The sequence below is a fragment of the Pseudoclavibacter terrae genome (assembly GCF_008831075.1).
In the GTDB taxonomy this organism is placed as follows: domain Bacteria; phylum Actinomycetota; class Actinomycetes; order Actinomycetales; family Microbacteriaceae; genus Pseudoclavibacter; species Pseudoclavibacter terrae.
Window position 1 is genome coordinate 950396 of the sequence record NZ_WBJX01000001.1, and the last position, 12693, is coordinate 963088.

11 protein-coding genes are annotated in these 12693 nt (G+C 69.8%); 10 read left to right on the forward strand and 1 reads right to left on the reverse strand.

Going from position 1 to position 12693, the window contains the following annotated elements; all coding sequences use genetic code 11:
- The first annotated feature begins 358 nt into the window (after positions 1–358).
- The 6 genes from nirB to F8O03_RS04455 all read left to right on the forward strand — a co-directional run bounded on the left by nirB (position 359) and on the right by F8O03_RS04455 (position 7631).
- The gene (gene nirB / locus F8O03_RS04430; protein ID WP_151422772.1) at positions 359–2944 is read left to right on the forward strand and encodes a nitrite reductase large subunit NirB; all 2586 of its coding nucleotides are present in this window, start codon (positions 359–361) and stop codon (positions 2942–2944) included.
- Positions 2941–3357, forward strand: a complete 417-nt coding sequence (gene nirD, locus F8O03_RS04435; protein WP_151422773.1) for a nitrite reductase small subunit NirD — start codon at positions 2941–2943, stop codon at positions 3355–3357. Before nirB ends, nirD begins: the two co-directional genes overlap by 4 nt.
- On the forward strand, positions 3354–4589 hold the full coding sequence (cobA, locus tag F8O03_RS04440) for a uroporphyrinogen-III C-methyltransferase (protein WP_151422774.1): 1236 nt from the start codon (positions 3354–3356) through the stop codon (positions 4587–4589). The genes nirD and cobA overlap by 4 nt, the downstream gene beginning before the upstream one ends.
- Positions 4586–5782, forward strand: coding sequence for a uroporphyrinogen-III synthase (locus tag F8O03_RS04445; RefSeq protein ID WP_151422775.1), 1197 nt, complete (start codon positions 4586–4588; stop codon positions 5780–5782). The genes cobA and F8O03_RS04445 overlap by 4 nt, the downstream gene beginning before the upstream one ends.
- A 110-nt stretch (positions 5783–5892) precedes the next feature.
- Positions 5893–6627, forward strand: a complete 735-nt coding sequence (locus F8O03_RS04450; protein WP_151422776.1) for a sirohydrochlorin chelatase — start codon at positions 5893–5895, stop codon at positions 6625–6627.
- Between the two features lie 149 nt (positions 6628–6776).
- Positions 6777–7631 (forward strand): formate/nitrite transporter family protein, encoded by an 855-nt coding sequence (locus F8O03_RS04455; protein WP_151422777.1) that lies wholly within the window; start codon positions 6777–6779, stop codon positions 7629–7631.
- A gap of 587 nt (positions 7632–8218) precedes the next feature.
- Here the strand turns inward: F8O03_RS04455 and gndA are convergent.
- Positions 8219–9691: an NADP-dependent phosphogluconate dehydrogenase gene (gndA, locus tag F8O03_RS04460; protein ID WP_151422778.1), complete on the reverse strand. Its 1473-nt coding sequence runs from the start codon at positions 9689–9691 to the stop codon at positions 8219–8221.
- 213 nt (positions 9692–9904) lie between these two features.
- Between gndA and F8O03_RS04465 the strand changes: the two genes are divergently transcribed.
- The 4 genes from F8O03_RS04465 to dtd all read left to right on the forward strand — a co-directional run bounded on the left by F8O03_RS04465 (position 9905) and on the right by dtd (position 12674).
- The gene (locus F8O03_RS04465; RefSeq protein ID WP_151422779.1) at positions 9905–10738 is read left to right on the forward strand and encodes a hypothetical protein; all 834 of its coding nucleotides are present in this window, start codon (positions 9905–9907) and stop codon (positions 10736–10738) included.
- A gap of 176 nt (positions 10739–10914) precedes the next feature.
- Positions 10915–11514 (forward strand): 50S ribosomal protein L25/general stress protein Ctc, encoded by a 600-nt coding sequence (locus F8O03_RS04470; protein WP_104253694.1) that lies wholly within the window; start codon positions 10915–10917, stop codon positions 11512–11514.
- Between the two features lie 132 nt (positions 11515–11646).
- Complete coding sequence (gene pth, locus F8O03_RS04475; RefSeq protein WP_151422780.1) at positions 11647–12240, forward strand: aminoacyl-tRNA hydrolase; 594 nt, start codon at positions 11647–11649, stop codon at positions 12238–12240.
- Positions 12237–12674: a D-aminoacyl-tRNA deacylase gene (dtd, locus tag F8O03_RS04480; protein WP_151422781.1), complete on the forward strand. Its 438-nt coding sequence runs from the start codon at positions 12237–12239 to the stop codon at positions 12672–12674. The genes pth and dtd overlap by 4 nt, the downstream gene beginning before the upstream one ends.
- The last annotated feature ends 19 nt before the right edge of the window (positions 12675–12693 follow it).

Below are 12693 nucleotides of genomic sequence, written 5' to 3' on the forward strand. Positions count from 1 at the left end.
GTGTGATCGAGAATGTTCCTTCAAGCGTGAGATCTGGCCGGATGTGCGGCAACGGGTTGCGCTTCGACCGTCGCTCGTTTAGGCGCGTGAGCGCCGGGCCCGGCCCACTCGCCCCGTTTCCCACTTCTCACACCCTCCCCGGATCCGTGTGCCAAGGAAGTTGCCTCGGGGAAACAGCAGCACGCACCCCGTGAAACATGCGGTTTCTACGCTCTGAGCATGTCAGCGACCGACCGTCGCCGTTCATCCACGGAGGAGCCAGCATGCGCACACCAACTCGAAGCGACCGGGACGAGCTGTGATGAGCACGAAACAATTGCCGCACGGTGACGAAACATCCCAGACCTACGCTCGCGACATGCTCCCCCCGGCGCCGCGCTCCCGTCACGTCGTGGTGATCGGCGCGGGCATGGTCGCGCACCGCTTCGTCGAGTCGCTGCGCTCGCAGGACTCCGACGGGGTGTGGGCGATCACCGTCATCGGCGACGAGCCGTGGCGGCCGTACGACCGGGTGCAGCTCACGAGCACGTTCTCGGGCGTCGAGCCGGCCGCCCTGGAGCTGGGCAGGCCCCTCATGTGGTCGCACCCGAACGTCACGCTCCGCACCTCCGAGACGGTCACGAGCATCCACCCAGGCACCCGCACGGTCGTGACGTCGCTCGGCGCGACCGAGCACTACGACGAGCTGGTCGTCGCCACCGGATCGTCCGCCGCGAAGCCGCCCATCGCCGGGGTGGATGCGCCCGGCGTGCACGTGTACCGCACCGTCCACGACGTGGTCGCGCTCAAGGCCGAGGTTGCCGAGTTGTCACAGCGGCTCGGCCGAACGGTGCGCGGCGCGGTTGTCGGCGGCGGCCTGCTCGGCCTCGAGGCCGCGGGGGCCATGGTCGCTCTCGGCGCGGAGTGCACCGTCGTGCAGTCCTCCGGCCACCTCATGTCGGCCCAGCTCGACGCGGGCGGCGGCGAGTCGCTGCGCCTCCTCATCGAGCACCTCGGGGTGGATGTGCGCACCGGGTCCCGCGCCAGTGCGGTCGTGCTCGACGCCGACGGCCGCGCGGCCGGCCTCGACTTCCCGGACGGCGAGCCCGAGCTCGCCGACCTCGTCGTCTTCGCCGTCGGCATCACGCCCCGCGACGAGCTGGCTCGCGACGCCGGGCTGACGCTCGGCGCTCGCGGTGGCATCGAGGTCGACGAGGCGTGCCGCGCATCCGCCGCCAGCATCTGGGCGATCGGCGAGGTCGCCTCGATCGGCGGTGAGTGCTTCGGCCTCGTCGCCCCCGGCTACTCGATGGCCGAGGTCGTCGCCAACCGCCTCACCGGGGGAGCGGCGACGTTCCCCGGCGTCGACCTCTCGACGAAGCTCAAGCTCACGGGGGTCGACGTCGCGAGCTTCGGGGACGCCTTCGCTGAGTCGCCGGGCGCGCTCGAGGTCACGTACGCCGACCCGGTCGGCGGCGTCTACAAGAAGCTCGTCATGTCGGACGACGGCAAGGTGCTGCTCGGCGGCATGCTCGTCGGGGACGCCTCGGCCTACACCTCGCTGCGCCCCATGGTCGGGCGCGAGCTCGGTGCCGACCCGGCCGCCTACCTGCTCCCCGCCGACGGCATGCCCGAGGTGGGCGGCGACCTGCCGGACGACGCCACGGTCTGCTCCTGCAACAACGTCTCCGTCGGCGCGGTGCGCGGCGCCGTCACCGACCACGCCTGCACCGACCTCGCCGGAGTCAAGGCCTGCACGAACGCGGGCACCGCCTGCGGCTCCTGCGTGCCGCTCGTGAAGAAGATCTTCTCGACCGAGCTCGCCAAGACGGGCGTCGAGGTCAGCAACGCGCTCTGCGAGCACTTCGCGCTCTCCCGGGCGGGGCTCTTCGACGCCGTGCGCGTCACGGGACTCTCGACCTTCACGAGCATCATCGAACGCCACGGCAACGGCGGCCGCGGCTGCGACATCTGCCGTCCCGTCGTCGCCTCGATCCTCGCCTCGCTCGGCAACGGGCACATCCTCAAGGGCGAGCAGGCGGCGCTGCAGGACACCAACGACCACGTCATGGCGAACATGCAGAAGGACGGCACCTACTCGGTCGTGCCGCGCATCCCCGGCGGCGAGGTCACCCCCGACGGGCTCATCGCGATCGGCGCCGTGGCCAAGGAGTACGGGCTCTACACGAAGATCACGGGCGGCCAGCGCATCGACCTCTTCGGCGCCCGCATCGAGCAGCTGCCCGAGATCTGGAAGAAGCTCATCGACGCGGGCTTCGAGTCGGGCCAGGCCTACGGCAAGGCTCTGCGCAACGTGAAGTCGTGCGTGGGCTCGACCTGGTGCCGGTACGGCGTGCAGGACTCCGTCGCCATGGCGATCTTCCTCGAGCTCCGCTTCCGCGGCCTCCGTTCGCCGCACAAGCTGAAGTTCGGCGTCTCCGGATGCGCGCGCGAGTGCGCCGAGGCGCGCGCCAAGGACGTCGGCGTGATTGCCACCGAGAAGGGCTGGAACCTCTACGTCGGCGGCAACGGCGGCTTCACGCCCCGCCACGCGGAACTGCTCGTGGAGGACCTCGACGACGAGCAGCTCATCACGGCCATCGACCGGTTCATCGGCTACTACATCCGCACCGCCGACCGGATGCAGCGCACCGCGCGCTGGATCGAGGACCTCGACGGCGGCATCGACGCGCTCCGGGCGGTCGTGCTCGAGGACAGCCTCGGCATCGCCGCCGACCTGGACGCCATGGTCGCGAACCACGTCGACAACTACAAAGACGAATGGCAGGAGGCGCTGAACGATCCCGAGGTCATGCAGCGGTTCGTGTCGTTCGTGAACGCGCCGACCACACCGGACCCCTCGCTCGGCTACGTGCCGGAACGCGGGCAGCTCCGCCCGGCAAACGAGGCCGACCGCAGCGCCGGCACCGTAATCGCAGGAACAACCCTGGAGGTCCGACGATGACCATCGCACTCGACACCCGCAGCAGCATCCGCGAACACCCACCCGAGGACGCCGACCAGCACTGGATCGCCGTCTGCTCTCTCCACGCCCTGTACCCCGAGCGTGGCGTCGCCGCAATCCTGGATGGAACCCAGATCGCGCTGTTCCGGCTCCGCGACGAGCAGGTCTTCGCCATCCAGCAGGCCGACCCGTACTCGGGTTCGCAGGTCATGAGCCGCGGCCTCGTCGGCTCTCGCGGCGGACGCGTCACCGTCGCCTCCCCGATGTTCAAACAGGTCTTCGACCTCGAGACCGGCGAGTGCCTCGACACCGTCGGCAAGGATCCGCGCACCCTCACGACCCACCCCGTGCGCATCGACCACGGCACCGTGCTGGTCGACATGAGCCGTCGCATCGCTGGTGGTGCCCGATGAGCACGCTCATGGCGCTCGACTTCACCGGCCGCGACGTCCTCATCGTGGGGGCAGGGGCCGTCTCCGCGAGACGCGCCCAGACGTTCGTCACGGCTGGCGCATCCGTCACCGTCGTGGCCCCAGAACTTGGCGGCGCACTCGGTGGGCTCGTCAGCGACGGGCTCGTGACCTGGCTGCAGGAGCCCGTGCAAGCCCACCACCTCGACGGCGCCTGGTTCGTGCACACTGCGACGGGTGACAGGGCCACCGACCTCCTCGTTGCCGAGTGGGCGAACGAGTGCCGGATCTGGTGCGTGAACGCGAGCGACGCCTCCGCCGGCAGCGCCAAGACACCAGCAACCTCGGACGCCGGCGCCGTCGAGATCGGCGTCGTCTCCAAGGAGGGCGCCGACCCGCGCCGCAGCCGCCTCATCTGCGACCAGCTCGCCGAAGGACTCCGCGCCGGCCACATCGACCTGCGCAGGCACCGACCAGGTGCCGGCAGGGTTGTGCTCGTCGGCGGGGGACCGGGGGACGCCGACCTCATGACCCTCCGCGGGCGGCGCGCACTCGCGGAAGCCGACGTCGTCGTGACGGACCGCCTCGGCCCCCGCTCCGTGCTCGCGGAGCTCCCCGCCGAGGTCGAGATCATCGACGTCGGCAAGCAGCCCAAGCACCACCCGGTGCCGCAGGAGGAGATCAACCGCATCCTCGTCGAGAAGGCCCAGCAGGGGCTCGTCGTCGTGCGGCTCAAGGGCGGCGACCCGTTCGTCTACGGACGCGGCGGCGAGGAGGTGCTCGCGTGCAACGCGGCCGGCGTCGCCGTCGAGGTCGTGCCCGGCATCAGCAGCGCCATCTCAGTGCCCGCGGCCGCCGGCATCCCCGTCACGCACCGCGGCGTCGCCAACTCCTTCCAGGTCGTGACCGGGCATCAGCGCCTGGGCGCCGAGCTGCTGCGCTCCGTCAAAGCCGACACCTGCACGCTCGTCGTGCTCATGGGCGTCTCGGCGCTCGGCCGCATCTGCGCCGAGCTCGTGGATGCGGGAGTGCGCGACGACATGCCCGTCGCCATCGTCGAGAACGGCCACACCCCTCGCCAGCGCGTCACGAGGGGAAGCCTCCGCACGATCGACGCCACGGCGCGCAGCGTCGGTGTCGCCAATCCCGCCATCATCGTCATCGGCGAGGTCGCCCAGTTCGGGCTCCTGCAGGCCACACGGTCGCTCCAGGAACAGAACGCACTGTCAGCATGAGTCCCGAACCCGCGAGCGGGGTGCGCGGCCGCGCACCCCAGGAACAGCACCTGGCCGGCGTCGTCGTGGTCGTGACGAGCGACCGCCGCTCCGGTGAGCTCGCGACGGCACTCGAGCGACGAGGTGCGATCATCCGCCACTCCCCGTCGCTCAGCATGACCGCGGTCGAAGACGACGCCGATCTCCTCGACGCGACGAAGCGCGTCATCGCCAACCCGCCCGACATCGTCGTCGCGACCACGGGCGTCGGCTTCCGTGGCTGGATCGACGCTGCGGATGCACACGGGCTGGCCGAGGATCTGGTCGCGGTGCTCTCCCGCGCGCGGATCGTGGCGAGAGGCCCGAAGGCACGCGGCGCGATCCAGGCAGCCGGACTCAACGCCGACTGGGTCGCCGAATCGGAGACCTCCGCGGAGCTCGCCCAGTTCCTTCTCGCAGAGGGCGTCGATGGTGCGCGCATCGCGCTTCAGCACCATGGCTCGGGAGCCGACGGCCTCGACGAGGAGTTCGCCGCAGCCGGTGCCGAGGTCGAGAGCCTCATCGTCTACAAGTGGGGCCCGCCCGCCGACCCCGCGCTGCTTGCCCGCTGGGCGCTCAAGGCCGCAGACGGCGAGGTCGACGCCATCGTCTTCACCTCGGCTCCCGGGGTCTCCGCGTGGCTCGAATCCTTCTCGGACGGGTCCGCCCCGGCAGACGGCGACGACGCGTCCGGCACGGGCGCTTCCGGAGCCCTCGAGCGGCTCAAGGCGCGCTGCCGGGACGGGTCCCTCGTCACCGTCGCGGTCGGCCCCATCACCGCGGCACCCCTGCGCGCCGTCGGCATCGAGCCGATCGTGCCGAAGCGCGGACGACTCGGTGCGCTCATCCGAGAGCTCATCGAGCACTACGCCCAGCGCGCGGCCGAGGGCATCGAGACCGAAGCGGGCCGCCTCTTCCTCCGCTCGAGCTGCGCCGTCATCGGCGACGACGTCGTCGAGCTCTCGCCCGGAGCGCTGCGCGTGCTGCGGCTGCTCGCCGGCAACCCGGGCGGTGTCGTGAGCCGCGAGCAGATCCTCGCCAGGCTGCCAGGCAACCCGACCACCAACCATGCGGCCGACGTCGCCGTCGCGCGCCTGCGCGAGTCGTTCGGCGACCGGGCCATCGTGCAGACCGTCGTGAAGCGCGGCTACCGGCTGCGCGTCCACGCGACGTGAGCGCGCAGCGCGATGCGCCCGCAGCCCGGACGAGGTCACACCGCCGTGTGACCGCGCGCGTCGACGGACGAGCATCAGCAACGAGCATCAGCACGGAGAGCGAGCACCGGATGAACCAGCAGCACCCTCGGCCGACGATCCTGGTGGGCGCGTCCCACGGCACCGACAACGTCGACGGTCAGGCCGTCATCCGCGAGCTGCTGCGCCGAGTGCAGGCGATACGAACGAGCGTGCAGGTCGTCGAGGCGTTCGTCGACGTGCAGCAGCCGAGCCTCGTCGACGTCCTCGCGGGCCTGCCCGCCGACGCCGAGGTCATCATCGTCCCCGTGCTCCTCACCGTCGGCTTCCACACGCAGGTCGACATCGCGGAAGCCGCGGCCGCCCGACCCGGCACCTCGGTCGCGGCGCCCCTCGGACCGGACCCCAGACTCTCGCAGCTGCTCTGGGACCGGTTCCTCGAAGCCGGCGGCAGTGCCGACGACGGGGTCGTCATCGCCGTCGCGGGTTCTACGGCCGCTGCAGCCGTGCCCCGCTTCCACGAGCTGCGCGAGCAGTTCAACGCCATCGGAGGTGCGGATGCGCTGCTCGGCTACGGAGCGGCCCTCGACCCGCGGGTGCCAGCGGCCGTGGAGCTCGCTCGAGGCGCGACTGGCGCGCATCACGGCGACGCCCAGGCGCGCCGGGTCAGCATCGCCAGCTACCTGCTCACCCCCGGCTTCTTCCACGACCGCGTCACCGAGGCGGGCGCCGACATCGTGGCCGCGCCCCTCGGCGTCGACGACAGCATCGCGCACATCATCCTCGAGCGCTTCGATGCCGTCGTCCCCGCCGCGGCCCCCATCTGATCGCACTTCTCACAGCCCCGCCGCGAGGGCGAGAGGGAAAAGAAACCAGAACGCACCGCACGAGCCACGGGGCCGAAACTGCACCCGAATAGCTTGTGGACATCGGGCCGAACATGGCCGCAGAGCATCGCCAGAGCGAAAGGGAACCCGTGTCCTACGTCAAGCCGAATGACCTCGTCACCACCATGATCGATGCCGGGGAGAGCAAGATCTTCCTGTCGACCCGCGACACCATCATCCGCTCGACCATGGGCGGCGCGTTCCTCACCATCGCCGCCGCCTTCGCCGTGACCGTCAGCGTCACGACCGGCGTCCCGCTGCTCGGCGCGCTGCTCTTCCCCGTCGGCTTCATCATGCTGTACCTGCTCGGCTACGACCTCCTCACGGGAGTGTTCGTGCTCGGCCCGCTCGCCTGGCTCGACAAGCGGCCAGGCGTCACCCTCCGCGGCGTGCTCCGCAACTGGGGCCTCGTGTTCGTCGGCAACTTCCTCGGCGCCTTCACCATCGCAGTCCTCATGGCCATCGTCGTGACGAACGGCTTCGCGACACCGCCGAACGAGGTCGGCGAGGCCATCGGGCACATCGGCGAGGGCCGGACCGTGGGCTACGCCGAGCATGGCGCCTCCGGCATGCTCACCCTCTTCGTCCGCGCCGTGCTCTGCAACGCCATGGTCGCGACCGGAGTGGCCCTCGCCATGATCTCCAAGAGCGTCTCCGGCAAGGTCATCGCCATGTGGATGCCCATCATGCTGTTCTTCTTCATGGGCTTCGAGCACTCCATCGTGAACATGTTCCTGTTCCCCTCAGGCCTGCTCCTCGGCGCCGACTTCACGCTCATGGACTACCTGATCTGGAACGAGATCCCCACGGTCGTCGGCAATCTCGTCGGCGGACTGCTGTTCGTCGGACTCCCGCTCTACTTCACGCACGGCCGCACGCGAGCATCCCGGGCCGTCTCACCGAAGGTCGCAGCGAGCGACGCGAAGACCCCCGCCGCCGTCTAAGTCCCCTCCTCCTCGTCCTCCTCGTCCTCCTCGTCCTCCTCGTCCTCCTCCTCTTCCTCCCTGCCTCCTCCCTGCCTCCTCCCTGCCTCCTCCTCCCTGAAAAGTCAGCCAGATGCATCCTCCTTCGCGCGGGAGCCTGCATCTGGCTGACTTTTCGCCCTCGCCTGCCTGACTCCGCCCGCCTCACTCCGCCTGCCGCCCCTCCGCCTGCTGCCCCTCCGCCTGCTGCCCCCACCCTGGATGAGTGAGCCAGAAGCAGGTTCCTCCGCGCGGGAGCCCGCATCTGGCTGACTTTTCCAGTGTTTTGGCGCTGGTTTCAGTTGCATGCCTGCGCCTGCGCCTGTGTTTGCTCGCCAGCCTTCATCCGGCCATCCGCCCCCTAGCTGGCCCACCCCCCCCCAGGCAACAGAAGTTGGTGAGATGCACGCTCACATCGTTGTGAAGGTGCGTCTGGCTGACTTCTGAGGACGCGGATACGGATGCGGACGTGGATGCGGCAGCAGATGCAGCAGCGCGGTTAACCCAGAAGGCCCCGGCCCTCAGGCGGTTGCCTGAGAGCCGGGGCCGTCTGCTGCTCGCCGAGCTGGCTACGCGCTGCGCTCGGTGCGGTCGCCGGACCAGTCGGTGTGGAAGACGCCGTCGCGGTCGACGCGCTTGTAGGTGTGGGCGCCGAAGAAGTCGCGCTGTCCCTGGATGAGGGCGGCGGGGAGGCGCTCGGCGCGCAGCCCGTCGTAGTACGACAGGCTGGAGGAGAAGGCGGGCGCGGGGATGCCGGCCTGCGCTGCCTGCACGACGACGCGGCGCCACGCGGCCTGGGCCGTGTCGACGGCGTCGCGGAAGAAGGGCGCGGTGACGAGCGCGACGAGGTTCGGGTCCTCGGCGTACGCCTCGGTGATGCGGTTCAGGAAGCGGGCGCGGATGATGCAGCCGGCTCGCCAGATCGCGGCGATGTCGCCCTTCTTGATGTCCCACCCGTACTGCTCGGCGCCGGCGATGATGGCGTCGAAGCCCTGCGAGTAGGCGATGATCTTGGACGCGTAGAGCGCGAGGCGCACGTCCTCGACGAAGCCGTCGGCGTCCTCGACCTGGAAGCCGTCGGGGCCGGGGAGCGTTCGGGATGCGGCGCGCTGCTCGAGCTTGGAGGACACGGAGCGCGCGAACACGGCTTCGGCGATGCCGGAGACGGGCACGCCGAGGTCGAGGGCGGTCTGCACGGTCCACGCGCCGGTGCCCTTGGCGCCGGCGGCGTCGAGGATGACATCAACGAGCGGCAGCTGCGTGTCGGCGTCGACCTGGCGGAGCACCTCTGCGGTGATCTCGATGAGGTACGACTCGAGCTCGCCCTTGTTCCACTCGGCGAAGATCTCGGCGATCTCGGCGGGGGACTTGCCGGTGCCGCGGCGGATGAGGTCGTAGGCCTCGGCGATGAGCTGCATGTCGGCGTACTCGATGCCGTTGTGGATCATCTTCACGAAGTGGCCGGCGCCGTCGGTGCCGACGTGGGTGACGCAGGGCTCGCCCTCGGCGACCGCGGCGATGCTGCGCAGGATGGGGCCGAGGGTCTCGTACGACTCGGCGGTGCCGCCCGGCATGAGGGAGGGGCCGTTGAGGGCGCCCTCTTCGCCGCCGGAGATGCCGCAGCCCACGAAGTGGATGCCCGTCTCTCGCACGGCTGCCTCGCGGCGGCGGGTGTCGGTGAAGAGGGCGTTGCCGCCATCCACGATGATGTCGCCCGGCTCGAACGCGTCGACGAGCTGGTTGATGACCGCGTCGGTGCCGGCGCCTGCCTGGACCATGATGATCGCGGTGCGGGGCTTCTGGAGTGACGCTGCGAAGTCGGCGATCGACTCGGACGGCACGAAGCCTGCTTCCGGGTGCTCGCTCACGAGCGTGCGGGTGCGCTCGGGGGAGCGGTTGTAGACCGCGACGGTGTTGCCCTCGCGGCTCGCGAGGTTCCTGGCGAGGTTGGAGCCCATGACGGCCATGCCGACAACGCCGATGTTCGCGCTGGGGGACGAGCCGGTTTCCGAGGAGATCGAGGGGGCAGCGTCAGTGGTCATAGATGCGTCTCTTTCAGAGTGGATGCTTGTCTCCCGTCAGGGCGATGCACGGGACACTCCACGGTATTGCACGACGGGCAGTCGTACCCTGACTTGTGGCACGAGCACGGCAACCATTTCCGCACATGACGAGACGGCGCCGAACTCGGCGCACAGCCAGGACCATATCTGGCTGCGCGCGCGACCGCGAGCACCTAGACAGGGAGACACTCAGTGGCTGATCACGACGCCCGCACGAGAGCCTACGATTTCGGGCGCCCAGACGATGACGGCGACGCCATCACCGACCAGCAGCCGACGACGGCGATGCCGAGGACGCGTGCGACGCCGAGCGCCCCATCCGCTCGCTCGTCGTCGAGTCTCTACGCCGGCAACGAGGAGTCCACCCGGGTCATCCCGCAGCAGGCACCACCGCCCGCGGCGGCACCCGTCGCTCCGAGCCGCACAGCCAAGGAGGGCGTCCAGCAGCCGCCCGCCGCGCAGAAGTCGGGACTGACGGATGCGCGGGGACAGGCGAGCAGGTACGGTCGCGCCCGCGAGTCCGCCAGCCCCAACGTGTGGGCGCGCATCGGCTCCGTCTTCCTGGCCGTGCCCTTGTACGTGATCTGCGTCGCCGCCTTCAGCGCCATCCCCCTGCTCATCATCGTGTCGGGGATCTCGTCGTCGGCTGGCAGCTTCCTCGGCGACGGTGCCGGGGTCTCGCCCGTCTGGACGATGCTCGTCACCATGCTGGCCGCCGTCGGCTTCTTCCTCATGGCGCTCACGATGCGGTTGTCCGGCACCGGGGCGGTCGTCGCGGGTGCCCTTTCCGTGCTCGCGGGGCTCGCCTCCTTCCTCCTCCACGCTCAACTCACCGCGGCCATCGCCGGGCTCCCGCTGTGGCAGGACGAGCTCTCGACGTTCGCGCTCTTCGCCGGGCCCGCATCCGGAATGGCCGTGTCCCTGCTCGCAGCTGAGCTGGTGGTCTTCGGGTTCGCGATGCTGGGGGCCGGCGCCGCCGTGAGCAGCGCTCGTCGCCACGGCTGGCGCAAGGCCGTCGGCTTCTGACGGGAAGGTCATCGCGGCTTTCTCAGAACGTGCACATCCTGGCGCTCCATGACGTAAAGTGGGGGGCTGAACTTCGGCGAGGGGCCGTGAGGCCCGTGATCGACGCGGTGATGTGTCCTTGAACGGGCCTCCACACGCTTCCTCAGTCTGTCGAGAACCACCACCAAGGAGACAACATGGCAGAGACCAACAAGCTCAGCGTTGAACTGCGCAACCAGTTCGGCAAGGGCGCGGCACGCAAGATCCGCGCCGCAGGCAAGATCCCCGCGGTCCTCTACGGCCACGGCACCGAGCCCCGCCACCTGACCCTCCCGGGTCACGAGACGATGCTGCTCATCCGCAAGGCGAACGCGCTCATCGAGCTCGACATCGAAGGCGACAAGCAGCTCGCGCTCGTCCGCGACGTCCAGCGTGACCCGGTGCGCCAGATCATCGAGCACCTCGACCTCGCGGTCATCCGCAAGGGCGAGCGCGTCGAGGTCGACGTGCCGCTGCACCTCGTGGGCGACCCGTTCCCCGGCACGATCGCCGTGCAGGACGCGACGACGATCCTGGTCTCGGCCGACGCGACCACCATCCCGAGCTTCATCGAGGTCTCGGTCGAGGGCCTCGAGGACGGCACGCTCATCCACCGCGAAGACCTCAAGCTGCCCGAGGGCACCGAGCTCGTCGACCTCGCGGAAGACGCAGAAGAGGTTGCCCTCGTCTCGATCCAGACGCCTCGCGGCGAGGACGAGGATGAGGACGAAGAGTCCGAAGAAGCAGCCGCCGAGTAATCTCGCGTCTGGCGTCGTCGATTCGACGCATCTTCGTCGAAAGGCGGGCGGCTCCGGCCGTCCGCCTTTCGCGTCCCAGAGATCCGACGGGTCGTCACCCAGCGCATCCCGTCGCATGAAAGGCTTTGCAGCATGGCAGCAGACACCTGGCTCGTGGTCGGACTCGGCAATCCCGGCGAGAAGTACGCGAAGAACCGGCACAACGTCGGGCAGTTCGTCGTGGACGAGCTCGCGAAACGGCTCGGGGCCAGCTTCTCCAGGCACACCAAGGCCAACGCGCGTGTCGCAGAGGGGCGCACGGCGCCTGGTGGGCCGAAGCTCGTGCTTGCGAAGTCGAACGGCTACATGAACACCTCGGGCGGACCGGTCTCGCAGCTCGTCGCCTACTACGGGGTCGACGTCGACCACGTGATCGTCGTGCACGACGAGCTCGATCTCCCGTTCGACACCCTCAAGCTGAAGGTCGGTGGCGGACACGGCGGCCACAACGGTCTCCGCGACATCAGCGCGGCTCTCGGCGACCCGGGTTACCTTCGTGTCCGAGTCGGCATCGGGCGTCCTCCCGGCCGGCAGGATGCGGCCGACTTCGTGCTCAAGGACTTCGCGGGCAGCGAGCGCGACGTCCTTCCCGTGCTCGTCGGCGACGCGGCGGACGCCGTCGAGCTGATCGCGGGCGAAGGCATCCAGGCAGCGCAGCTTCGCGTGCACACGGCAGCGGGCGCGTGAAGCTCGTCATCCAGCGGGTCACGGAGGCGAGCGTCACCGTCGACGAGCGGATCGTCGGCCTCATCGCCGCCCCTGGGCTCCTGGTCCTCGTCGGCGTCACGCACACCGACACCGCTGCGGATGCGGCGAAGCTCGCCCGCAAGGTGCTCGGGCTGCGCATCCTGAACGACGAGAAGTCCGTGCTCGACACCGGCGCACCGGTGCTGGTCGTCAGCCAGTTCACGCTCTACGGGGATGCGCGCAAGGGGCGACGGCCGTCGTGGTCGCTCGCGAGCGGCAGGGCGCACTCGGAGCCACTCGTGGATGCCTTCGTCGACGCGCTCCGCGAGGGCGGAGCGCACGTCGAGACCGGCGAGTTCGGCGCCATGATGAAGGTCGCGAGCATCAACGACGGCCCCTTCACCGTGCTCCTCGAGTCGGCGGACCTGGCGTAGATCGCTGGCAGCGGGGCAG